Raw genomic sequence first — 21,767 nt, 5'->3', positions numbered from 1 at the left:
CGCGCACGCTGGGCCAGGCACTGGCCAAGACCTGGGGCCAGCAGCCGGTGATCGACAACCGCCCCGGCGCCGGCGGCATCGTCGCCTCGCAGGCACTGACGCAGGCCGCACCCGACGGCTACACGCTGATCCTGGTAGCGAGTGGTCATCCGCTCAACCAATTCATCTATCCGAGCGTGCCCTACGACACGTTCAAGGATTTCACTGGGATCACTGAGGTCGCCTCCTCGCCGCTCGCGATCGTCGTGGCCAAGGACAGCCCCTACAAGACGCTTGGCGATCTGCTGGCTGCGGCGAAGAAGGAGCCGGACAAGCTCTCCTACGGCATGTCCGGCAACGGCACGTCGGCGCATCTCGCCGGCGAGCTGCTCAAATACATCTCAGGCAGCAAGATCGTGGCGATCCCCTACAAGGGCGGCGCCCCGGCGCTCACGGCGGTGATCGCGGGCGAGATTCCGCTCAGCATCAATCCGCTCGCGGAAGCGATCGGCCAGCTCGAAGGCGGACCGGTGCGCGCGCTCGCGGTGACCTCGGCCGAACGCTCCAAGGCACTGCCGGATGTTCCGACCGTCGCGGAAGCCGGCGTGCCCGGCTATGACGTCTCGGTCTGGTGGGGTGTGCTCGGTCCGGCGAAGATGCCGCCGGAGATCGTCGCCAAGCTCGAAACCGATCTGAAGGCGGCGTTGCAGGATCCAAGCGTGCTGTCGACGCTCAGCAAGATCGGCGCCACCCCAGTCGGCTCCTCCGCCAAGGACTTTGACGCCTATATGCATGCCGAGGCGACGAAGTGGGAGCCGGTGCTGAAGGCCGCCAACATCCGCGCGCAGTGAGACTCGCCTCATGAGCAAAGAAGGCGACGCGCGAGTAGCAAGCCTCCGGCCCAGCAAGAAGGCCCGCGCTGTTCAGTTATGGACCCTCGCCCGCATTTCCTCCGGCGGCGCGGGGCGCCGCGGGAAATCGGCATCATCGTCGCCCGACGGGATCAGGATCGCACGCTCGCGCGGCAGTGCCTCCGGCATCGCGAAAGTTCTGGAGATAGCGCGCCGCACTCATGTCGACGATCCGGATCGAGATCCAGCCGATTAGCGCGATGACGGCCACGACGAACAACCGCATCAGCGGCGTTCGGATCATATCGTCGAGTGGCGCAAGCGGCAGCACCAGCGCGACGGCAGCCAGGCAAAGGCGAAGGCGCGCCAGCTTGGCTCCCCCGTCCAGTGCAACGCAGCATTCCGCTGATGCAACCTTGGCCGAATTGCGCTAGTTTGAGGTGCTCATGACTCGACGTACCGGCAGCGCCGATCTTCCTCTCCACACCGGGCGGGTTCCGCCGTGGCTTGCGAGCCGCATGGCTTCCCTCGGCGCGATCGTCACGCAGGCGATCGTTCATCATTACGGCCGTGATGCGTTTCTCCAGCGGCTGTCGCATCCTTTCTGGTTTCAATCGTTTGGCGCCGTGATGGGGATGGACTGGCACTCCTCGGGCATCACGACCTCCGTGATCGGCGCGCTGAAGCGTGGACTCGGGCCGCTCCAGGACGAGCTCGGCATCTATGTCTGTGGCGGCCGCGGCCAGCATTCGCGCAAGACGCCGGACGAGCTGTTGCAGCTCGGCGAGCGCGTCGGCTTCGACGGCGCCAAGCTGACGCGTGCCAGCCGCCTGGTGGCGAAAGTCGACAGCGCGGCGGTACAAGACGGCTTCGACCTCTATCTCCATGGATTCTTCGTTACCGCAGACGGCAAATGGACCGTGGTGCAGCAGGGCATGAACGGCGACAAGCGGCAGGCCCGCCGCTATCACTGGCATTCCGAGGCGCTGAAGAGTTTTGTCGATACGCCGCACAGTGCGATCGACGGTCCGCAGCAAGGCGAGATCGTCAATCTCACCGACCATCGCGCCGATGTCTCGCGCACCGCGCAGCTCGAACTGTTGAGTGGTCTTGGCCCGGATCGCATCGTCGCCGAGTTCGAACGGCTCACCGGCCTCGAGCCGGCGCAAGCCGTGCTGCCGCACCTGATCATGCCCGCGCATCACGACGTCCGCCCCAAGGACGTGTTCGCACGCCGCCTGCACGGCACCCTCGCTGCCGCGGCCGAGCGAGGCCCGGTCGATTTCCCGGAGCTGTTGCTGACGCCCGGCGTCGGTGCGCGCACCGTGCGCTCACTTGCGATGGTCGCCGAGGTCGTGCACGGCGCGCCCTATCGTTTCAAAGATCCCGCGCGCTTTTCGCTCGCCCATGGCGGCAAGGACCGGCATCCCTACCCCGTTCCGATCAAAGTCTATGACGAGACCATCCGCGTGTTGAAGGGCGCGATCCAGACCGCCAAGCTCGGGCGCGAAGAAGAGATGCAGGCGATCAAGCGCCTCGACGACCAGGCGCGGCGGCTGGAGCGGACCGCACAAGGCCCCTCGGTCGAAGCCTACATCGCCGGCGAGCGCGCCGCCTCGCCCGATCTCGACGGCCGCTCGGTGTTCGGCTGGGAGCGTGATCTCGCGCCGACAAAAAAGCGGACCGGCTGAACACCGGTCCGCCAGTTGATCGGGAGGAACGCCCCCTATCAGGTCTCGTCCGTCCCTGGCTCCTCGTCGAGCCGGTTGGCTGCGTGATCCTGATACTGCTCGGTCTGGATGAACTTGCCATCCATGCCGCGAATGTCCGAATGCTGCGTCTTGTCGCGATTGGACAGCACCATGTTGTCGCCGATCTTGTCCTTGGGAATATCGGCCATGGCGCCAGTCCCATCGCCCTTGCCATGCATGCCCGATCTGAAGTGCGTCTTACTGCCGTTCCCAGCTGGCATCGGCTTCTCCTCTTGCAATGATCGCCCCTTTGAAGGCTCAGTGCTTCTGTTGTGCCGGCATTGGCTTCGGCGGCTTGTGGCCGCTCTGGCCGGGATCGTTGTGCTTGTTGTGGTCGCTCTCCTGATTGAGGCCGCCGCGACTTACCGCGTATTCGCTGTGCCTGGCTTCCGGACGCCCGCGATGAAGCGCGGCGTCCCCGGGATTGTGACCGATGGCCTGATCGAGCTCGCGCGCGTCCGGAACATCGGGCTTGCGCTCGAGGATGCGAACCTGCTGCTCGTGGGTCTTTTTGCCTTGCATGCTCGTTCTCCGAAGCTACCGACCTCTTCGGTGCGCGCCGCCATGTGCGACGTCCTTGTCGATGCCGCCGCCGATGCCGACATCGTTCTCGCGATCGCCTTCGATCGTGTTCTCGCCGAGAGCATCCTCGAGATCGTCGGGTGACACGCCCGCCATGGTGGCCCCCTTCGATCCTCCGATCAGAGGATTGTCACGCATGTCCTTTTCGCTCGGCGTGTACAATTTGGGTTGCTTGCTGCTCATGAACTACCTGCCTCCGCCCTTTCCGGCTTCATCGTGACTGTGATGAGAATCGCGCTCGCCGCCTCCGCCGGAGATCCGGCTATGGCTGCGCTGCAAATCGTCCGCCGGCGGCTTCTTCACCTCCAACGGGGCCTTCGCATTCTCATGCGAAGCGCCAGGTCCGCCCTGACGAATGCTGTTCGGTGTCTTGGTGGATGTCGACATGAATGTCGCCCTCCTCAGCGATCTTGCTGGTAGCCTTGATTGGTCGTGTTCTGCTTGATGTTGCCCTGCTGTCCCTGCTGGTCCGGATTTTCCACGCGCCGTTGACCGTGCGGGGTCTGATTGGGCGACTCTTGTTTGGTATCGCCGGTTCCCTTCGGGCTCTGATTATCCGGCGGAACAGGTGGCATCTTGCTGGCCATGATCTTGTCTCCCGTTAAGACGTCGATCTGCGACATGCGGCCAAGGAACTCCCGTCGTCTCCGACGTCCTGATGACAACAGGACCAACGGCACACCGTTCCTGACCGATAACGCTCGACCAAGATTTTCCGAAGGGAGCCGATCTCAGCCCGCCGCGGTGAGGGAACGATCAATCATCGCTTCCGCGCGCGCCGCCGATGTTCCGCGACCCTCGGTCGAGACGGGAAGCTTCGCAATCGCGCGCAAACCCGGCCGCCTGCGCCAGCGGACCTCGGCGGGATCGACGGCCAAGCCAAGCTTCGGCCATCGCACGAACAGCGCTTCCAGCGCGCACGCCGCCTCGATGCGCGCGAGCTGGTGGCCAAGGCAGAAATGGATTCCTGTTCCGAACGAGAGGTGGCGGTTCGGCTTGCGTTCGAGATCGAGCTTCTCGGGATCATCGTGCACCGTGGAATCCATGTTCGCCGCGGCGAGCATCACCATGACGCGATCGCCCTTCGCACATAGCGCGGCTTGGAGAATTGCACTGGCGAGACGAAGCGAAGGAACTCCTCGACGGCGAGGCTGACACGGCTCCAGTCCTCTTCGAGCCAATCGCGCAGCCCGGGGTTCCTGAGCAGTTCGTAAGCCGAACCGCTGATGAGATGCGTGGTGGTCTCCGAGCCGGCCGCGAGCAGCAGAAACACCATCGAGACCATTTCATCCGGCGTGATCTGGCCACCCTCGCGCTCGACCTGGACCAGCTCCGCGATCAGGCCTTCGCCGCCCTGTACACGCGCGATCTGCAACTGCCGTTCGAGGTAGGCGCGCATCTTGCGGAACGCGAACAGCAAGCGGAAGAAGCTGACGGCATTGGTCAGCGAGGACATCGCGTTGGCCCAGGCGATGAATCGCGGACGGTCGGCCGGAGGCAGGCCCAGGAGCTCGGAGATCACCGCAAGCGGCAGGATACGCGCGTAGCGCTGGACGAGATCGGCTGGACTTCCGTTCGCAAAGAGCTCGCCGGCGAGACCGTCGGCGATGGCGCGGATGCGCGGCTCCATCGCGACGATGGCGCGCCGACGAAAAGCCTCGTCCACGATGCTGCGCAGCCTGGTGTGATCCGGCTCATCCATCGTCAGCATGTTGTTGGCGATGGTCCTGACGTATCTCGGCATCCACCAGCGCAGACCGGCGACGTCGCCATCCTCCTTGCGCAGTGTGAAGGTGGTGCCGTCCTTCAGGATCTGCGCGGTGGCGTCATGGGTCGTGGTGATCCAGACGTCGCCGACGAGAGGAAATCGCGTCGCGACCACGGGGCCGGACATGCGCAGCGTGGCGATCGCCTTGGGCGGATCGCGAAAGAAGGCCTCGCTGGTGAAATCGAGGCGCGCTGTCATGGGTTCACCGGAGTGATTGCTGGCGTCTCAACCAGATGGTGCGCGGCGCGACCGGTGCAAGGGCGGAACGTACACCCGCTTCGGCCGCAGACGTCGAAAGACCTATCCGCGTCCCGGTGAACGCTGCCCGGTCTTGCGCTGCTGCTGGCTGGTGTAGGCGTCCCAATGGCTCCAGCTGCCATTGCTAAGGCTTTGCAGGTCGGTCGCGAGCGGTCGGCGCGTGCGCTTGTCGTGATCGGCGATCACGCGCTCGGACTGCGCGATCTTGCGCTTGAGTTCCGCGATGGTCTTCTGGGTGTGGCCGTTCCGCTTCGACGAGGCGATCTCGCCCATCGTGAAGCGCGCAGTCTCCAGCGCCTTCAACTCGGCGCGATTGTTCTTCAACTGGACCCGGTGCCAGGCGATGTTGCTGTCGCTGTCCGCAACCATGTGGGAACTCCGCTGATTCGCTCCCACATAGTATCGTGCGCGGAATCGGCGCCGCAACGGGCGCCCGGCGGCGAAAATGCGACCTTATTGGGCAGGAATTACGGGCCTATAGCGTTTCATCGGAACGGAAATGGGCTCTAGCGCTCGGCAAAGGCCTTTTCGACCACGAACTGGGCCGGCTCGCCGTGATTGCCCTCGACGAAGCCGCGTTCGCCCAGCAGCACACGGGTGTCCGCGACCAGGGCCGGGCTGCCGCAGATCATGACGCGGTCCTGGGCGGCTTCCAGCGCCGGCAGACCGATGTCGGTGAACAGCTTGCCTGACGTGATCAGATCGGTGATGCGGCCGCGATTGCGGAAGGGATCGCGCGTCACGGTCGGGTAGTAGATCAGTTGATTGCGAATGTACTCGCCGATCAGCTCGTCCTTGGGCAGCGTCTCGGTGATCATCTCGCCATAGGCGAGCTCCTTGACGTGCCGGCAGCCGTGCAGCAGCACCACCTTCTCGAAACGCTCGTAGGTCTGGGGGTCCTTGATCACGCTCAGGAACGGCGCGAGGCCGGTGCCGGTGCCGATGAGGTAGAGGTTGCGGCCCTCTTCCAGATTGTCGATCACCAGCGTGCCGGTGGCCTTGCGGCTGACGATGATCTCGTCGCCTTCCTTCAGGTGCTGAAGCCGTGAGGTCAGCGGACCATCCGGCACCTTGATCGAGAAGAACTCCAGCGTGTCCTCGTAATTGGCGCTGGCGACGCTGTAGGCCCGCAACAGCGGCTTCTCGCCGACCTTGAGCCCGATCATGGTGAATTCGCCGTTGCGGAAGCGGAAGGTCGGACTGCGGGTGGTCTTGAAGGAGAACAGCGTGTCGGTCCAGTGGTGGACGCTCAAAACGCTTTCCTGATTGAAATTGCTCATCTCACCTTCCCTGTCGCTTCCATGCGGTTCCGAGGCGGGCAGCTATGCGTCGTTTGTACACGATCATTCGTATACTAATGAATAATCCGGCTTGATCCCGCGGTCAAGGCTGCCCAAGATCGGAAGCGTTGCAGTTAGGAATAAGGAGCCCCTTCCATGGCGCATGACGCACCCCAGGCCACCGGACCCTCGAAGCTCGTGATCCGGAATATCGGCCTGATCCTGTCCGGCGCCCTGGAAAGGCCGATCCTGGACGGCGACACCATCGTTGCCGAGAACGGCAAGATCACAGCGATCGGCCGCTACAAGGACGTCGATACGGAAGGAGCGACCACCATCGTCGACGCCCATGGCACCACGGTGGCGCCGGGCCTGATCGACAGCCACGTCCATCCCGTCGCCGGCGACTGGACGCCGCGGCAGAACCAGATCAACTGGATCGACAGCTATCTCCATGGCGGCGTCACCACCATGATCTCGGCCGGCGAAGTGCACATGCCCGGCCGTCCCCGCGACGTCGTCGGTCTCAAGGCCATGGCCGTATTCGCCCAGCGCGCGTTCTGGACCTTGCGCCCTGGCGGCGTGAAGGTTCACGCCGGCGCGCCGGTGATCGAATGCGAGATGGTCGAGGAGGATTTCAAGGAAATGGCCGCCAACGGCGTCAAGCTGCTCGGCGAAGTCGGTCTCGGCGGCGTGAAAGATGGCCCGACCGCGCGAAAGATGGTCGGCTGGGCGCGCAAATACGGCATCCAGAGCACCATCCACACCGGCGGCCCCTCGATCCCCGGCTCAGGCCTGATCGACAAGGACGTGGTGCTGGAGGCCGACACCGACGTGGTCGGCCACATCAATGGCGGCCACACGGCGCTCCCCGACGACCAGATCCGCTGCATCTGCGAGGGCTGCAAGCGCGGCCTCGAGCTCGTGCACAACGGCAACGAGCGCTCGGCCCTGTTCACGCTGCGCACCGCCCGCGAGATGGGCGATCTGCACCGCGTCATCCTCGGTACCGACGCGCCGGCCGGCTCCGGCGTGCAGCCGCTCGGCATCTTGCGCATGGTGTCGATGCTGTCCTCGCTCGGCGAGCTGCCGGCCGAGATCGCCTTCTGCCTTGCCACCGGCAACACTGCGCGGATGCGCGAGCTCGATTGCGGCCTGATCGAGGTCGGCCGCTCCGCCGACTTCGTCATCATGGACAAGGCGCAACACTCGCCCGGCAAGACCATTTTGGAGAGCGTTCAGCTCGGCGATCTCCCCGGCATCGGCATGACCATCATCGACGGCATCGTCCGCACCCAGCGCAGCCGCAATACCCCGCCGGCGGGCAAGGTGCCGGAGGTGGTGGCGAAGTAGGCCAGGGGAACGGTGCCGTAGGGTGGGCAAAGCGAAAGCGTGCCCACCATTGCGCCTGCAAATACGATGAAGATGGTGGGCACGGCGCGTTGCGCCTTTGCCCACCCTACGGCACCTTCCTCACCGCAGCTTATTCAGCAGTGCCATCAGCGTCTCGCGCTCTTTTGCGTCGAGCGGCGCCAGTGTCTCGCGGGTGATCGCGAGCGCGTTCGGCGCCAGCTTCTCGGCAAGCTGCTGACCGGCGCGCGTCAGGCTGACCAGCAAGCGCCGCCCGTCCTCGGGATCCTGGCTCGTTTCCGTCAGGCCGCGCGCCGTCAGGCGGTCGATCACGCCCTTGATGGTCGCAACGTCCATCGCCGTGAGACGTCCGAGCTGATTCTGCGAGCACGACCCGGTCTCGGCGAGCTTCGACAGCGCCGCCCATTGCGTCGGCGTCAGATTGGTGCCGATGTCACGGGAGAAGATCGAGCTGTGGCGCTGCCAGACCTGGCGCAGGATGAAGCCGACCTGCTCGTCGAGCACGTAAGGCGGTTTTGCCGGTTTGGCGTTCTTCTTTGCCGCAACGCTTCTCGCCATCCGTTCGCTGCCCTTCCCTTTGCCCTCACAACGACAGATGCGCGTCGCGGATATCCGGACGTGCGTCGAGCTCGGCCATAGTGCCGCCGAAGCAGATGCGGCCGCGCTCGATGATGTAGGCACGATCGGAAATCAGCCGCGCGAAATGCAGATTCTGCTCGGAGACGACGATGCTGACGCCTTCCTTCTTCATGGTCAGGATGGCATCGACCATCTGCTCCACGATCTTCGGCGACAGGCCCTCCGAAGGCTCGTCCAACAGCACCAGCGACGGATTGCCCATCAGCGTGCGCGCGATGGTGAGCATCTGCTGCTCGCCGCCGCTCATGCGCCCGCCCGGGCGGTTTTTCATCTCACCCAGGTTTGGAAACAGCGTGAACAGCTTTTCGCGCGTCCAGTGCGGGGCGTTCGGACGCTTGGGCTGGCGGCCGACCTCGAGATTCTCCTCGACGGTCAGGTCCGTGAAGATCCGCCGCTCCTCTGGCACATAGCCGAGGCCCTCGCGCACGATCTCGTGCGTCGGGCGCGCCGAGACGTCCTTGCCTTCGAACATGATGCGGCCGGTTCGCTGCGCGACGAGGCCGACGATCGAGCGGAACGTCGTCGACTTGCCGGCGCCGTTGCGCCCGAGCAGCGCAACGACCTCGCCCTCACCGACCTCGAAGCCGATGTCGAACAGGATATGCGCCGGACCATAATGGCTGTTGAGCGCTTCGACCGTCAGCTTCATGCCGAGGCTCCCTCGCGATGGCGGGCATCATAGACGAGGCCCTCGCCGAGATAGACCGCCTGCACCTGCGGATTGCCGCGCACGTCGGCCGGCGAGCCCTCGGCGATCAGTGTGCCGCGGTTGAGCACGATGATGCGGTCGGCATGCTCGAACACCACGTCCATGTCGTGCTCGGTGAAGAGCACGCCGATCGATTTCTCCCGCGCGATCTGCGCGGTCAGCCGCATCAAATCGACTCGCTCGCGCGGCGCCATGCCCGCGGTCGGCTCGTCCATCAGGAGCAGCTTTGGCTGGTTGGCGAGCGCGACCGCAAGCTCGAGACGCTTGAGGTCGCCATAGGCGAGCTCGCCGCAGGGCCGATCTGCGTAGCCGCTCATGCCGACCAGTTCGAGCAGACGGCCGGCCTCACCGCGGTCGAACTTCGGCGCCGAGCCGAAGAGATTGAATGGCTGCTTCCCGTGCGAGATCAGCGCGACCTGCACGTTCTCGCGCACGGTCATGGTGGCGAAGGTCGCGGTGATCTGAAACGTGCGCCCGACGCCGAGCCGCCAAACCTCGCGCGGTTTCCTGCCGGTGATCTCTTCACCGAGCAGGCGGACATGGCCGGAATCCGGCTTGTTCTGGCCGTTGAGCATGTCGAAGCAGGTGCTCTTGCCGGCGCCGTTCGGCCCGATCAGCGCCAGGATCTCGCCGGCGCGCAGCGAGAACGAGACGCCGCGCACGGCATGGATGCCGCCATAGGATTTGGTCAGGCCTTCGACCGCGAGAAGTGGAGGTGCAACGCTCATTCGGCAGACTCGATCGGCTTGGCAAGCAAGGGAGATCCCGGCGGCGATGCTTTCTTACGGCGCTGCGCCAGCAGCTCCAGCATGCCGACAATGCCCTTGGGGAAGACAACGACGATCAGCATGATGAAGCCGCCCAGCACGAGCTTCGACAGATCGGTCTGGCTGACCAGCCAGATGTTGAGCGCCTTGTAGACGATGGCGCCGATCACCGCGCCCGATACAGTTTCGACGCCGCCGAGCAGCACCATGACCAGCGCATCGACCGACAGCGAGATGCCGAGATTGTCGGGGAAGACGCTGCCCTTGAGGTAGGCGAACAGCGCGCCGCCGATACCGGCAGTGGTTCCTGCGATCACGAAGGCCGTCCACTGGATGCGCTTTGCGTCGATACCGATCGCTTCGCTGCGAAGCGCCGAGTCACGCGTCGCCCGGAGAGCATAGCCGAACGGCGAGAACACCATGGCCCGCAGCGCGATGGTGACGAGCGCCGCGACGCCGAGCGCGAGCCAATAGAAATGCGATGGGCTCGCGGCCCAGCTCGACGGCCAAAGGCCCAGAATGCCGTTGTCACCGCCTGTCACGTTCACCCACTGGAATGCGATCGACCACACGATCTGCGCGAAGGCGAGCGTCAGCATCGCGAAATAGACGCCAGACAGCTGCACCGCGAAGAAGCCGAACACGGCCGCGCCCATGCAGCCGAGCAGCGGGCCGAGCAACAGACACACGATCATCGGCAGCCCCGCCATCTTGGCGAGGAAGGCAATGCCGTAGGCACCAAGCCCGAAATAGGCGGCATGGCCGAACGAGGCGAGCCCGCCGACGGACATCAGGAAGTGCAGGCTGACGGCGAAGATGACGAAGATCGCGATCTCCGAGCCGACCGTCAGGGCGTAATTGCCGGCGAACAGCGGCAGCGTCGCCGCGATGACGAGCGCCGCAAGCGCAGCCAGCCGTTCGTTCAACGTCAGCGGGCGCCAGGGATTGACGGTGAGACCCGGCGTCTTGCGCGCAGCCGCCTCGGGCTTGCCGAACAGGCCCCAGGGCCGCACGATCAGCACCACCGCCATCACCAGGAAGACCAGGATGATGGAAATCTTCGGGAAGATCAGGATGCCGAAGGCGTTGAGCTCGGACACTAGCACCGCCGCAACGAACGCGCCGACGATGCTGCCGAGACCGCCGATCACGACCACGACGAACACTTCCACGATGATCCGAAGATCCATGGCGTGATGCACGGCATCGCGCGGGATCTGGAGCGCGCCGCCGAGCGCGGCGAGGAAGACGCCGACCGCGAACACGCTAGTGAACAGCCATTTCTGATTGACGCCGAGCGCGGCGACCATGTCGCGGTCCTGCGTCGCGGCGCGCACCAAGACGCCCCAGCGCGTGCGCTGGAACAGCAGCCAGAGAATCCCGAGCACGACGGGTCCGAGCACGATCAGGAACAGATCATAGCTCGGAATGTTCTGGCCGAAGAAATCGATCGCGCCCTTGAAGCCGGGCGCGCGGCGGCCGACGAGGTCGTCAGGCCCCCAGATCAGCACGACGAGATCTTCGACCATCAGGGTCAGGCCGAAGGTCGCGAGCAGCTGGAACAGTTCGGGCGCGTGATAGATGCGCCGCAACAGCACCATCTCGACGATGACGCCGATCATCGCCACCGCCAGCGCCGCCAGCACGATCCCGCCCCAGAAGCCGAACGCACCCGACAGCCGCTCGGTGAGCGTGAAGGCGATGTAGGCGCCGATCATGTAGAAGGCGCCATGCGCGAAATTCACGATCCGCGTCACGCCGAAGATGATCGACAGGCCCGAGGCCACCAGGAACAGCGACGCTGCGCTGGCGAGACCGGTCAGAAACTGTACGACATAAAAGGCCATCGGCGGTCCGGGTTGGATGAATTCGTAGGGTGGGTTAGTCCAGCGACTACGCGGAGCGGAGTTCGCCGGGCGTAACCCACCATTTCTTGTGGCACTGAAGGTGGTGGGTTACGCCTTCGGCTAACCCACCCTACGGCAGCGGAGAGCGAAGCCAGATCAATCCTTCGGCCGCAGCTTCTCAACTTCGGCGTCGCCAGGCAGATAGTCGGCGCCCTTCTTGTAGGACGAGTCCACCATCACACCCTTGCCGTCCTTCAGCGCGGTCTTGCCGACATAGGCACCGAGCGTCGACTGATGGTCGATCTTGCGGAAGGTGATCTCGCCGAAAGGCGATGGCATCGATAGGCCTTCGGCCGCGGCGATCAGCTTCTCCGGATCGGTCGAGCCGGCCTTCGCCAGGATTGCCGCCGCCGACTTGATGGTCTGGTAGCCGACGATCGAGCCGAGGCGCGGATAGTCGTTGTACTTGGCCTGGTAGGCCTTCAGGAACGCGTCATGCTCGGGCGTCTTGATCGAGTACCAGGGATAGCCGGTGACAATCCAGCCCTCGGGCGTCTCGTCCTTGAGCGGATCGAGATATTCGGGTTCGCCGGTCAGGAAGGAGACGACCTCGCGCCCCTTGAACAGGCCGCGGGTGTTGCCTTCGCGCACGAGCTTGACGAGATCGGCGCCGAAGGTGACGTTGAGGATCGCTTCGGGATTGGCCGCGGCAACCGCCTGCACCACCGGGCCCGCGTCGATCTTGCCCTGCGGCGGCCATTGCTCGTCGACCCACTGGATGTCCGGGCGCTTCTCCGACATCAGCTTCTTGAACACCGCGACCGCCGATTGGCCGTATTCGTAGTTCGGCGCGATCGTCGCCCAGCGCTTCGCCGGCAGCTTGCTGGCTGCTTCCACCAGCATCGCCGCCTGCATGTAGTTGGAGGGACGCAGGCGGAAGGTGTATTTGTTGCCCTTCGACCAGGTGATCGCGTCCGTGAGCGGCTCGGCCGCGAGGAAGAACACCTTCTTCTGGTTGGCGAAGTCGCTGACGGCGAGGCCGATGTTCGACAGGAACGTGCCCGTGAGCATCGCAACGCCCTCGCTCGAGACGAGCTCATTGGCCGCAGTCTGCGCATCCGCCGGCTTGCCGCCATCGTCCTTGGAGATGACGACGAGCTTCTTGCCATTGATGCCGCCGGCCGCGTTGATCTGTTCGACCGCGAGCTGCCATCCCTTGCGATAAGGCTCGGTGAAGGCCGGCAGCAGCGAATAGCTGTTGATCTCGCCGATCTTGATGCCCTGCGCCAGGGCCGAATGGGCCATGCCGCCGGCCAGAAGCGCGAAGGCCGCGCCGACAAAAACGTTTCTTGCTCGCATCCCAACCTCCAGTTTTGAACTTCTCTGTCCTTCGCACAGGATTTGATCGGAGAACCCGTGCCCGGTTCTCCGGATCGCGTTATCTCAAACCGTCCTCACCCTTGATCTCCGCAACCGTCAGTCCGCCGACGCGCGGCAGCGGACGGCCGCTGTCGGTGACGGCCACCGCGACCATGATCTCGTTGGCGCGCGGCGCGTCGTTGATCTGTACCTCCATGCCGTCAAAATGGCTGCGTACGAAGGCTGCGTCCTTGTGCCCCAGAGGGATGTCCAGCGTCGTGCCGGGGCCGCTGCGCTTCTTCGACGACGGGATCAGCGCCGCGCCCTTGCTCAGCACTTTGCGCACGGGCGCTCCCATCTTCGGGTGAAGGATCGCTGCGGCATGCTCCAGCTCGCCGTTCTCACCGACGGCTGCGGCCTTGCCATAGCTCTGCGCCTTTCCGCCATCGATGCCGAGCGCCGCCACCGCGCGCTTCGACAGCAGCTCGCCCAGCTCCTCGCCGATCGCGATCAGCGGGGACAGGTCCTCGACATATTTCCCCGCAAAGGGGTTCTCGATCACGGCGATCGCCGCGGCGCGCCGGGTCGGCGGCGACACCTGACGCCCCATCTCCATCTGGGTCTCTTCGACGACGGTGACGATCTTGCGGATGATCGCGCTCATGATTGCTTCCTCAGGCTCTTCCCTGTTCAGGCATGAACCGCGTGCTCCAGCCTAGGCGGACGCGATCGTTGCCGTTCAATATCATTCGGTCCGATGACAAGCATATCACCACAAAGCTGCAACACGGCACCCTCGATCAATCCGCGATCGAATAAATGCCGTGCACATTCCGCGCCAGATTCCAGCGCGGCCGCGATCTCATTGTGCGACAACTCGCCGACCTCGCAGGTGACAAGGCGCGCCCCGAGATCGCTGTCGAGCTGAAGCTCGTTGGCGGGCTTGCGGAAGATGGCTGGATGTCCCGGCAGATCCACCGCGTTGGCGATGATCGTGGCCGCCGCATCGGCCTGCGATGCCGTTGCAGCCAACACCGTCACCGCGTCGGCGATCCCGAGCGAAAAACTGCGACCGTGGCGGCCACTGGTCGCGATCCCGCGTACGGGGTCGGCTGAATCGACCCTCAGGGTCCGCATCACGCCGGAGCGATCGGGCCGATCCATCAGACCGACAGAGAAATGCTCGCCTTCGCCGAGATGAAGCGCGATATCGCCGCCATTGTTGACGTAGGCTTGATTGAGGGTTGCGGCTCCGAGCATTGCGCCAAGGATCTCCTCCGCCACGCTCCCGGCCACCGCGGCCATCGGCGTGATGAAGCAATCAGCAGCATAGGGCGCGACAGCGGCATGCATGCGCCGCGCAACCACGCCCTTCAGCGATGTCCGCCCCTCAGCGGCCATCCGCAGCTCCGGCAATTCCGCGCAGAGCTTGTCGAGCAGTCCCGTAAACCGCAGCGCCGCAGCCTCATAGGCGGCACGCACCTCGTCCGCGCGGCCCCTCGCCTCCACGATCAAATCAATCGGTCCATCCTGCAAATGCAGCCGCCGGCCATCAGACAGCAATGCGATCTGCGGGAGCCGTGTCATGCCCGACGTCCCGGAATCGGGTTCTGCCAGGGCAGCTGGCGGACATCGTCACCGCCTTTCACCTCCGAGAGCGGCTTCACATAATCCATGTGCCCGCCGAGCGCGGCATAGTCCGACAGCTTCATCGTGAACTCGATCGGCGCGACCAGCGCCGGCGTCGGCACGTAGCCGAACGCGCCCGCGGGCATTTGCGTCACGTCGACCATGTAGGTGATGCCGCCGCCGGGCCAGACATAGACCGGCGCGCCGCCGCTGGTGACGCGCGTCAGCGCGTCCTTCACCGAGCGCGTCAGCCGCACCGGATTGTCGGTGACGCCCGCGCGCAGCGAGCCGCCGGCACCCGCCATGAACAGCACCGTGCACAGCGCCGGCTCGCAATTCTCCTGGATGCGCTCGACCGAAAACTTCAGATCATCAGGCATCTCGGTCTCGACCGGCTTCAAGGCCTCGTCGAGCACATAATAGGACGAATGCTCGCCGGTGGTGGAGACCATCAGCATGGTCAGACCGGGCTTGGCTTCCTTGGCATCAAACGGGCCGAGGATCGAGAGCGGATCCGAGATATTGGTGCCGCCCCAGCCCGTGCCGGGATCGGCGACCTGAAAATAGCGGCCGGGCGTCGAACGCCGGCCCTTCATCTTGATGCCGGTATCGGCGATGTCGAGCAGCTTGCCGGCCTGATGTTCGGAGAGCACGCCGGTGATGTGGTCGTCGACCACGACGACCTCGTCGACCTTGTCGTGCCATTGCTTGGCGAACATGCCGATCGTCGCCGAGCCGCAGCCGACCCGCATGCGCTCTTCCTTCACGCCGTTGACGATCGGCGGTTGGCCGGCCTGCACCACCACGCTCGCGCCGCCGTCGATGGTGAGCTCGACCGCCTTGCAATTGGCGAGATCCATCAGCGTGTCGCAGGTGACGCGGCCCTCTTTCTTGGAACCGCCGGTGAGATGATGCACGCCGCCCAGCGAGAGCATCTGCGAGCCGTATTCGCTGGTGGTGACGTGGCCCACCGCCTCGCCCTGCGCGCGAACGGTCGCGGTCTCCGGCCCAAGATAGCGGTCGGTGTCGATCTTCACCTTGATGCCGCAATAGGAGAAGATGCCCTCGGTGACGACAGTCACCATGTCGACGCCATCGACCTCCGCGGAGACGATGAACGGCGCCGGCTTGTAGTCGGGATAGGTCGTGCCCGCTCCGATCGCCGTCACAAAGGTTGAAGGCTCGTGGACGATCTTGCCGTCCCAGTCTTCCGTGCGGCTGAACGGGACGAGCTTGCCGCCATGCGAGACGGTACGCTCCAGGATCACGTGCGGATCGACGCGGACGAGCTTGCCGTCGTGATTGGCGTAGCGGTCGCAGGCGCCCGCAGCGCCCGGCTTGATGTAGCACATCACCGGACAGGCATCGCAGCGGATCTTGTCGACGGCAGCGCTCGTTGTTTCCATCACCATGTCAGAGCCAGCGGAGACCGCGGTTATCATTCGTATACGAACGATCTTGCGCGCGGTCCCGATAGCTGTCAAGCGCCGGTGCGGCGCAAAAGATGCGCCTGCCGCATAAAACCTCATATGCCTATCCGCCCTGTCCACAAAGAAGGCAGTCGCGCTGCAGTGCGGCATGACGGCTTGCACGTTTGTGTACAAACGGTATCGTCGCGACTTACAAATCGCGCGATGACAGGGCTTGGGAACGAGGATGACGCAGACACCGATCCGCCTCACCGTAAACGGCAGGATCCACGAGGTCACTGCGGCGCAAGACACGCCGCTGCTCTACGTGCTGCGCAACGACCTCGCGCTCAACGGGCCGAAATATGGCTGCGGCCTCGGTGAATGCGGCACCTGTACTGTCCTGATCGACGGCTCGGCTGCGCGATCCTGCGTGATTCCCGTGGGTGGCTGCGCCGGCCGCGACATCGTGACGCTCGAAGGCCTTGGCACGCGCGACAAGCCTGATGTCGTGCAACAGGCTTTCATCGACGAGCAGGCCGCGCAATGCGGCTATTGCCTCAACGGCATGATCATGACCACCAAGGCGCTGCTCGCGATCAATCCGCGTCCGACCGAACAGGAGGCGCTGGCGGCGCTGCGCTACAATCTCTGTCGCTGCGGCACGCATGTCGAAATCCTGCGCGCCGTGATGCGCGCCTCCGGCCAGCTCACCGAGGCCGTTGATTGATGGCCTCCCCGCATCCGAACGGAGCTGAGCGGCCATCCGGTTCGCTCGTCGTCATCAGCACCGTGGACGAGGTCACGACCGAGACCTATGTCCGCATCACCGCCGACGGCGCGGTCACGGCTTATAACGGCCATGTCGATCTCGGCACCGGCATCCGCACTGCGCTGGGCCAGATCGTCGCCGAGGAGTTGGATGTGTCCTTTGCGCGCGTCGTCGTCGTGCTCGGCGATACCGCATTGGTGCCGAACCAGGGCGCGACGATCGCAAGCGAGACGATCCAGATCACGGCCGTGCCCTTGCGAAAGGCCGCAGCCCAGGCGCGGCATTTCTTGATCGCACGCGCGGCCGAGCGGCTCGAACTGCCGGCGGCCGACCTTAAGATCGACGACGGTCTCGTCCGGGGGCCCGACAATCGCAGCGTCAGCTATGGCGAACTGATCGGCGACGAGACGATCAGCCTCGAGCTTGCCGAGGTCGTCGCGGTCAAGGCGGTCGGCGATTATGCCATCGTCGGCCAGTCGATGCCGCGGGTCGACGTGCCGGCCAAGGCCACGGGCGAGCTGACTTTCGTGCACGACGTCCGGGTATCAGGCATGCTGCACGGCCGCGTGGTGCGTCCGCCCTATGCCGGCGTCGATGCCGGTCCGTTCGTCGGCACCAGCCTGATCGCCGTCGATGAGGCGTCGGTGCGCGACATTCCCGGCCTGGTGGCCGTGGTGCGCATCGGCGATTTCGTTGGCGTGGTCGCCGAGCGCGAGGAGAATGCGATCCGTGCGGCAGAGCAGCTCAAGGTGAGCTGGAAGTCGACGCCCGCGCTGACCGATCTCGCCGATGTCGAGACCGCGCTGCGCGCTAATCCATCGACCCCGCGAACGCTGATCGACAAGGGCGACGTCGATGCGGCGATATCAGGCGCGGCCAAGCCGATGCAGCGCACTTATGTCTGGCCGTATCAGATGCACGCCTCGATCGGGCCGTCCTGCGCGGTCGCCGACTTCCAGGACGGCAATATCCGCGTCTGGTCCGGGACGCAGAACCCGCATGTGCTGCGCAGCGACCTTGCACTCCTCCTCGAGCGTCCCGAGAGCGAGATCGAGGTCATCCGGCTCGAGGCCGCCGGCTGCTATGGCCGCAATTGCGCCGATGACGTCACCGCCGACGCCCTGCTGCTGTCGCGCGCGGTCGGCCGACCCGTGCGCGTGCAATTGACGCGCGAGCAGGAGCACGCCTGGGAACCCAAGGGCACCGCACAGCTGATTGACGTCAATGGCGGCCTCGACGCCGATGGCGGCGTCGCTGCCTACGATCTCGCCACGCGCTACCCCTCCAACGCGGCGCCGACGCTGGCGCTGCTGCTGACGGGCCGGATCTCGCCTGAGCCTGCCGTGCTCCAGATGGGCGACCGCACCGCGATCCCGCCTTACGACTACGACAACATGCGTGTCGTCGCCCACGACATGCCGCCGATCGTGCGCGCCTCCTGGTTCCGCGGCGTCTCGGCGCTGCCGAACACCTTTGCACATGAATCCTACATCGATGAGGCCGCGACAGAAGCTGGCGTCGACCCGATCGAATACCGCCTGCGCTATCTGAAGGACCAGCGCGCGATCGATCTCGTCAATGCGGTCGCGGAGCGCGCAGGCTGGAGGCCACGACCGGTCCGCGAGGAGAAAGACGGCGAGATCGTGAATGGGCGTGGCTTTGCCTATGCGCTCTATGTCCACAGCAAGTTCCCCGGCTATGGCGCGGCGTGGTCGGCCTGGGTCGCCGACGTCGCGGTGAACAAGACCACCGGCGACGTCAGCGTCACGCGCGTGGTCGCCGGGCAGGATTCCGGCCTGATGATCAATCCGGACGGCGTGCGCCACCAGATCCACGGCAACGTCATCCAGTCCACCAGCCGCGCGCTGATGGAGGAGGTCTCGTTCGAGCGCGGCGCGGTCGCGGCGCGCGAATGGGGCGCCTACCCGATCATCCCCTTCCCGGACGTGCCCAAGATCGATGTGCTGATGCTGCCGCGTCAGGACCAGCCGCCGCTCGGCGTCGGGGAGTCTGCGTCGGTGCCGAGCGCGGCGGCGATCGCCAACGCGATCTTCGATGCCACCGGCGTGCGCTTTCGCGAGCCGCCATTCACGCCCGAGCGCATTCTCAGGGGCTTGCGCGGCGATGCAGCGGCCACGCCGCAGGCCCTGCCTGCGCCCGCCACCCCGCCGCCATCACGCATCTGGGAGAACCCGTTCGCCAAACGCGGCGGCATCTTCGCGACAATCGCGGCCGTCTGCACCGCCGCAATCGGCGTCGGCGCGGCGCTGCTCCCGCCGCGCGCGATCGCGCCCATCGCGCGACCCGACGCATCGATCTATTCCGCAGCAACGATCGCCCGCGGCCAGCAGCTCGCGGCGCTCGGCAATTGCGCGGAGTGCCACACCACGGCCGGCGGTGTGCTCAATGCCGGCGGCCGTGCGCTGGAAACGCCGTTCGGCACGATCTACTCGACCAACATCACGCCCGATGTCGAGACCGGCATCGGCTTATGGTCCTACCCCGCCTTCGAGCGCGCGATGCGCGACGGGCTGCATCGCGACGGACGGCAGCTCTATCCCGCCTTCCCCTACACGCATTTTTCGAAGACCAGCGACGCCGACCTTCAGGCCCTCTATGCCTACCTGATGGCACAGCCTGCGGTGCGCGCGACACAGCCTGCGAACGCGCTCGCCTTCCCCTTCAATCTTCGGCCATTGCTCGCGGGATGGAACGCGCTGTTTCATGAGGCGGATGAATTCAAGCCCGATCCCGCGAAGTCGGAGCTTTGGAATCGCGGCGCCTATCTGGTCGAGAGTCTCGGCCATTGCAGCGCCTGCCATTCACCGCGCAATGCGCTCGGTGCCGAGCAGCGCAAGGCCTATCTCGCCGGCGGCTTTGCCGAAGGCTGGGAAGCGCCGGCCCTGACGTCGCTCTCCCGCGCACCGATCCCGTGGAGCGAGGACGAACTCTTCGCGTACTTGCGCACCGGCCATTCCCGCTATCACGGCGTCGCGGCCGGTCCGATGGCACCGATCGTCCGGGACCTCAAGGCCCTGCCCGACCAGGACATCCGCGCGATGGCGGTCTATCTCAATTCGTTCAATGACACCGCGAGCGACCGACAAACGCAAGACGCGCTCGCAACGAAACTCGAGAACGCGACGCAAGTCACCGTCGCCGCTTCCACCGGCGCGCGGCTCTATCAGGGCGCCTGCGCCGTCTGCCACGAGGTCGGCGGCCTGCCGCTGTTCGGGACCAGGCCCCCGCTCGCGCTCAACAGCAATCTGCACAGCGCGACCGCGGACAATCTGGTGCAGGTCATCCTGCACGGCATCACCGAACCCGTCTCCAGCGATCTCGGCTACATGCCCGCCTTCAAGGGCAGCATGAGCGACGCGCAGGTCGAGGAGCTCGTCGCCTTCCTGCGCAAGCAGTTCGCGCCGGACAAGCCGGCGTGGACCGGCGTGCGTGAAACGATCGCGCGCGCACGCGCATCCGCAAATTAGCCGTGCTTCTTGATCTCCACCGGCGGTGTGCCATGGGTGTGGAATGACTCGATCGTCTTCAGGCCCCAGGCCTGGCCCTTCTTGCGCTCCTCCTCGGTCCACACGATCGGCTTCCAGTCCGGCGCGAGGATGAGACGCGCGCCGGCATTGGCGACCTCGACGCGGTTGCCGCCGGGTTCGTAGACATAGAGGAAGAAAGTCTGCTGGATCGCGTGCTTGTGCGGGCCGGTCTCGATGTGCACGCCGTTCTCCAGGAAGATATCAGCCGCGCGAAGAATCTCCTCGCGGCTGTCGAGCGCGTAGGTGACGTGGTGGAAGCGGCCGGGCGTGCCGGAATGGTCGAGTGAATAGGCGAAATCGTAGCTCTTGTTCGACATCGTCAGCCACATCGCGGCTTCACGGCCGTCGTTGAGCACGATCTGCTCGGTGAGACGGCAGCCGAGATAGGTCTCGAAGAACTCGCGGTTGGCCTTGATATCGACGGCGAGGCAGTTGAGATGGTCGAGCCGGCGGACGTTGACACCGCGCGCCGGGAAACGCTGCGCCTGGTTTTTCAACGCGGGCTTCAGCTCCGGCGGCGCCTGGTACCATTCGGTTTCGTAATAGAGCTCGACGATATGACCATCAGGATCGCGGCAGCGGAAGGTCGGCCCCTGCCCCATGTCGCCGTCGATCCAGCCGATGTCGAAACCGGAGCCCTTGAGCGCGGCGACGCGGCGCTCCAGCGCCTGCTGGCTGCGCGCGCGTAGCGCCATGTGCTCCATGCCCGATGTCTTCGAGGCCGTGAGCTTGAGCGAATAGCGCTCGTAATCGTCCCAGCCGCGCAAGTAGACCGACTCGCCCTTCTGCCCGCTGACGGTCATGCCCATGACATCGATGAAGAACTTCAGGCTTTCATCAGGCTTGGGCGTCAAGAGCTCCATGTGGCCGAGATGGGCGAGATCGAGGATCGGTTCGGGCTGCATGCTTTCCTCCAAACGTGGCCGCCAAGCGTGGCCACGATCAAGCGTGGTTGCGATCCGCGGGACCGGATCGCGCAATCGGGCGCGGGACTGGAACGCGCCACCCCGGGGACGGCACCGACGCTGCGGATCATTTGTACTAATGTACAAATGATTAGGTCTAGTCAACAAATCAAGCCATCGCCCTTCGAACCGAACGATGCGCCGCCCCGCTATGACGATGGTTCCCGAGCGGCGGCCCTGACTGGCCGGATGGTAAAATCTTCCTTAATCCCCCTCCTGACCTTGGAAATGCAGCTTTTTTCCCGCCAGTTCTGCCCTGAAGCACGCGTTAGGCGCCAATCTC

21 protein-coding genes and 2 pseudogenes are annotated in these 21,767 nt (G+C 64.9%); 5 read left to right on the top strand and 18 right to left on the bottom strand.

The genetic code is table 11. From position 1 onward, the window contains the following. On the top strand, positions 1–830 hold an 830-nt coding region (locus tag CWO91_RS11940), incomplete at its 5' end, for a tripartite tricarboxylate transporter substrate binding protein (RefSeq protein ID WP_130213626.1). Between the two features lie 187 nt (positions 831–1,017). Here CWO91_RS11940 and CWO91_RS11935 read toward each other — a convergent pair. Further along, positions 1,018–1,197 (bottom strand): annotated as a pseudogene (locus CWO91_RS11935) (mechanosensitive ion channel family protein); the annotation flags it as partial. Between the two features lie 79 nt (positions 1,198–1,276). On the opposite strand from CWO91_RS11935, the gene CWO91_RS11930 reads away from it, so the two are divergent. Next, positions 1,277–2,521: a DUF763 domain-containing protein gene (locus CWO91_RS11930; protein ID WP_130213625.1), complete on the top strand. Its 1,245-nt coding sequence runs from the start codon at positions 1,277–1,279 to the stop codon at positions 2,519–2,521. A 38-nt stretch (positions 2,522–2,559) separates the two neighbouring features. Here CWO91_RS11930 and CWO91_RS11925 read toward each other — a convergent pair whose 3' ends face one another. The 8 genes and pseudogenes from CWO91_RS11925 to CWO91_RS11890 form a co-directional block, all read right to left on the bottom strand. Beyond that, a complete protein-coding gene (locus CWO91_RS11925) occupies positions 2,560–2,802 on the bottom strand; it encodes a hypothetical protein (protein ID WP_165405375.1) in 243 nt (80 codons plus the stop codon). A gap of 37 nt (positions 2,803–2,839) precedes the next feature. Beyond that, positions 2,840–3,103, bottom strand: coding sequence for a hypothetical protein (locus tag CWO91_RS11920; protein ID WP_130213623.1), 264 nt, complete (start codon positions 3,101–3,103; stop codon positions 2,840–2,842). 15 nt (positions 3,104–3,118) lie between these two features. Next, a complete protein-coding gene (locus CWO91_RS11915; protein WP_245471220.1) occupies positions 3,119–3,301 on the bottom strand; it encodes a hypothetical protein in 183 nt (60 codons plus the stop codon). Positions 3,302–3,349: 48 nt separating this feature from the next. Continuing rightward, positions 3,350–3,550, bottom strand: a complete 201-nt coding sequence (locus tag CWO91_RS44215; RefSeq protein WP_091888628.1) for a hypothetical protein — start codon at positions 3,548–3,550, stop codon at positions 3,350–3,352. A gap of 14 nt (positions 3,551–3,564) precedes the next feature. Then, complete coding sequence (locus CWO91_RS11905) at positions 3,565–3,750, bottom strand: hypothetical protein (protein WP_130213629.1); 186 nt, start codon at positions 3,748–3,750, stop codon at positions 3,565–3,567. Positions 3,751–3,894: 144 nt separating this feature from the next. Next, positions 3,895–5,129 (bottom strand): annotated as a pseudogene (locus CWO91_RS11900) (cytochrome P450). Between the two features lie 102 nt (positions 5,130–5,231). Beyond that, positions 5,232–5,558: a hypothetical protein gene (locus CWO91_RS11895; protein ID WP_130213622.1), complete on the bottom strand. Its 327-nt coding sequence runs from the start codon at positions 5,556–5,558 to the stop codon at positions 5,232–5,234. 137 nt (positions 5,559–5,695) lie between these two features. Next, positions 5,696–6,469 (bottom strand): ferredoxin--NADP reductase, encoded by a 774-nt coding sequence (locus CWO91_RS11890; protein WP_130213621.1) that lies wholly within the window; start codon positions 6,467–6,469, stop codon positions 5,696–5,698. Positions 6,470–6,625: 156 nt separating this feature from the next. Here CWO91_RS11890 and CWO91_RS11885 point away from each other — a divergent pair, with 156 nt between their 5' ends. Continuing rightward, positions 6,626–7,822 carry an amidohydrolase family protein gene (locus CWO91_RS11885; RefSeq protein WP_130213620.1) on the top strand — a complete coding sequence of 399 codons (1,197 nt, stop codon included), beginning with the start codon at positions 6,626–6,628 and terminating at the stop codon, positions 7,820–7,822. 120 nt (positions 7,823–7,942) lie between these two features. Here the strand turns inward: CWO91_RS11885 and CWO91_RS11880 are convergent, their stop codons facing one another. The 8 genes from CWO91_RS11880 to CWO91_RS11845 all read right to left on the bottom strand — a co-directional run bounded on the left by CWO91_RS11880 (position 7,943) and on the right by CWO91_RS11845 (position 16,202). Next, positions 7,943–8,398, bottom strand: coding sequence for a MarR family winged helix-turn-helix transcriptional regulator (locus CWO91_RS11880; protein ID WP_130213619.1), 456 nt, complete (start codon positions 8,396–8,398; stop codon positions 7,943–7,945). Positions 8,399–8,423: 25 nt separating this feature from the next. Beyond that, positions 8,424–9,128, bottom strand: a complete 705-nt coding sequence (locus tag CWO91_RS11875) for an ABC transporter ATP-binding protein (RefSeq protein WP_130213618.1) — start codon at positions 9,126–9,128, stop codon at positions 8,424–8,426. Continuing rightward, positions 9,125–9,916 (bottom strand): ABC transporter ATP-binding protein, encoded by a 792-nt coding sequence (locus tag CWO91_RS11870; protein WP_130213617.1) that lies wholly within the window; start codon positions 9,914–9,916, stop codon positions 9,125–9,127. The genes CWO91_RS11875 and CWO91_RS11870 overlap by 4 nt, the downstream gene beginning before the upstream one ends. Next, positions 9,913–11,802 carry an ABC transporter permease gene (locus CWO91_RS11865; protein ID WP_130213616.1) on the bottom strand — a complete coding sequence of 630 codons (1,890 nt, stop codon included), beginning with the start codon at positions 11,800–11,802 and terminating at the stop codon, positions 9,913–9,915. Before CWO91_RS11865 ends, CWO91_RS11870 begins: the two co-directional genes overlap by 4 nt. Positions 11,803–11,958: 156 nt before the next feature. Then, on the bottom strand, positions 11,959–13,161 hold the full coding sequence (locus CWO91_RS11860) for an ABC transporter substrate-binding protein (protein WP_130213615.1): 1,203 nt from the start codon (positions 13,159–13,161) through the stop codon (positions 11,959–11,961). 79 nt (positions 13,162–13,240) lie between these two features. Further along, entirely contained in the window at positions 13,241–13,825 is a 585-nt protein-coding gene (locus CWO91_RS11855; protein WP_130213614.1) for an amino acid synthesis family protein, read from the bottom strand. A 26-nt stretch (positions 13,826–13,851) separates the two neighbouring features. After that, positions 13,852–14,748: a UPF0280 family protein gene (locus CWO91_RS11850; protein WP_130213613.1), complete on the bottom strand. Its 897-nt coding sequence runs from the start codon at positions 14,746–14,748 to the stop codon at positions 13,852–13,854. Next, complete coding sequence (locus CWO91_RS11845; RefSeq protein ID WP_208753015.1) at positions 14,745–16,202, bottom strand: 6-hydroxynicotinate reductase; 1,458 nt, start codon at positions 16,200–16,202, stop codon at positions 14,745–14,747. Before CWO91_RS11845 ends, CWO91_RS11850 begins: the two co-directional genes overlap by 4 nt. Before the next feature lie 244 nt (positions 16,203–16,446). On the opposite strand from CWO91_RS11845, the gene CWO91_RS11840 reads away from it, so the two are divergent. Both CWO91_RS11840 and CWO91_RS11835 read left to right on the top strand, forming a co-directional pair. Then, positions 16,447–16,929, top strand: coding sequence for a (2Fe-2S)-binding protein (locus tag CWO91_RS11840; protein ID WP_130213611.1), 483 nt, complete (start codon positions 16,447–16,449; stop codon positions 16,927–16,929). Further along, positions 16,929–20,459, top strand: a complete 3,531-nt coding sequence (locus CWO91_RS11835) for a molybdopterin cofactor-binding domain-containing protein (RefSeq protein ID WP_130213610.1) — start codon at positions 16,929–16,931, stop codon at positions 20,457–20,459. The genes CWO91_RS11840 and CWO91_RS11835 overlap by 1 nt, the downstream gene beginning before the upstream one ends. On the opposite strand, the gene CWO91_RS11830 is transcribed toward CWO91_RS11835, so the two are convergent. After that, a complete protein-coding gene (locus CWO91_RS11830; protein WP_130213609.1) occupies positions 20,456–21,424 on the bottom strand; it encodes a catechol 2,3-dioxygenase in 969 nt (322 codons plus the stop codon). The two genes, CWO91_RS11835 and CWO91_RS11830, sit on opposite strands and share 4 nt — an antisense overlap. Positions 21,425–21,767 lie beyond the last annotated feature (343 nt).

This window comes from Bradyrhizobium genosp. SA-3 (assembly GCF_004212635.1).
Classification (GTDB): domain Bacteria; phylum Pseudomonadota; class Alphaproteobacteria; order Rhizobiales; family Xanthobacteraceae; genus Bradyrhizobium.
This window is presented reverse-complemented; position numbering and strand designations above follow the sequence as displayed.

What these genes read in the sequence shown, in the direction of transcription:
- CWO91_RS11925 (WP_165405375.1), bottom strand. Translation starts at nt 2,802, where the DNA reads ATGCCAGCTGGGAACGGCAGTAAGACGCACTTCAGATCGGGCATGCAT.
- CWO91_RS11920 (WP_130213623.1), bottom strand. Translation starts at nt 3,103, where the DNA reads ATGCAAGGCAAAAAGACCCACGAGCAGCAGGTTCGCATCCTCGAGCGC.
- CWO91_RS11855 (WP_130213614.1), bottom strand. Translation starts at nt 13,825, where the DNA reads ATGAGCGCGATCATCCGCAAGATCGTCACCGTCGTCGAAGAGACCCAG.
- CWO91_RS11845 (WP_208753015.1), bottom strand. Translation starts at nt 16,202, where the DNA reads ATGGTGATGGAAACAACGAGCGCTGCCGTCGACAAGATCCGCTGCGAT.
- CWO91_RS11830 (WP_130213609.1), bottom strand. Translation starts at nt 21,424, where the DNA reads ATGCAGCCCGAACCGATCCTCGATCTCGCCCATCTCGGCCACATGGAG.
- CWO91_RS11835 (WP_130213610.1), top strand. Translation starts at nt 16,929, where the DNA reads ATGGCCTCCCCGCATCCGAACGGAGCTGAGCGGCCATCCGGTTCGCTC.
- CWO91_RS11840 (WP_130213611.1), top strand. Translation starts at nt 16,447, where the DNA reads ATGACGCAGACACCGATCCGCCTCACCGTAAACGGCAGGATCCACGAG.
- CWO91_RS11860 (WP_130213615.1), bottom strand. Translation starts at nt 13,161, where the DNA reads ATGCGAGCAAGAAACGTTTTTGTCGGCGCGGCCTTCGCGCTTCTGGCC.
- CWO91_RS11895 (WP_130213622.1), bottom strand. Translation starts at nt 5,558, where the DNA reads ATGGTTGCGGACAGCGACAGCAACATCGCCTGGCACCGGGTCCAGTTG.
- CWO91_RS11880 (WP_130213619.1), bottom strand. Translation starts at nt 8,398, where the DNA reads ATGGCGAGAAGCGTTGCGGCAAAGAAGAACGCCAAACCGGCAAAACCG.
- CWO91_RS11890 (WP_130213621.1), bottom strand. Translation starts at nt 6,469, where the DNA reads ATGAGCAATTTCAATCAGGAAAGCGTTTTGAGCGTCCACCACTGGACC.
- CWO91_RS11875 (WP_130213618.1), bottom strand. Translation starts at nt 9,128, where the DNA reads ATGAAGCTGACGGTCGAAGCGCTCAACAGCCATTATGGTCCGGCGCAT.
- CWO91_RS11870 (WP_130213617.1), bottom strand. Translation starts at nt 9,916, where the DNA reads ATGAGCGTTGCACCTCCACTTCTCGCGGTCGAAGGCCTGACCAAATCC.
- CWO91_RS11850 (WP_130213613.1), bottom strand. Translation starts at nt 14,748, where the DNA reads ATGACACGGCTCCCGCAGATCGCATTGCTGTCTGATGGCCGGCGGCTG.
- CWO91_RS11915 (WP_245471220.1), bottom strand. Translation starts at nt 3,301, where the DNA reads ATGCGTGACAATCCTCTGATCGGAGGATCGAAGGGGGCCACCATGGCG.
- CWO91_RS11905 (WP_130213629.1), bottom strand. Translation starts at nt 3,750, where the DNA reads ATGGCCAGCAAGATGCCACCTGTTCCGCCGGATAATCAGAGCCCGAAG.
- CWO91_RS11865 (WP_130213616.1), bottom strand. Translation starts at nt 11,802, where the DNA reads ATGGCCTTTTATGTCGTACAGTTTCTGACCGGTCTCGCCAGCGCAGCG.
- CWO91_RS11885 (WP_130213620.1), top strand. Translation starts at nt 6,626, where the DNA reads ATGGCGCATGACGCACCCCAGGCCACCGGACCCTCGAAGCTCGTGATC.
- CWO91_RS44215 (WP_091888628.1), bottom strand. Translation starts at nt 3,550, where the DNA reads ATGTCGACATCCACCAAGACACCGAACAGCATTCGTCAGGGCGGACCT.
- CWO91_RS11930 (WP_130213625.1), top strand. Translation starts at nt 1,277, where the DNA reads ATGACTCGACGTACCGGCAGCGCCGATCTTCCTCTCCACACCGGGCGG.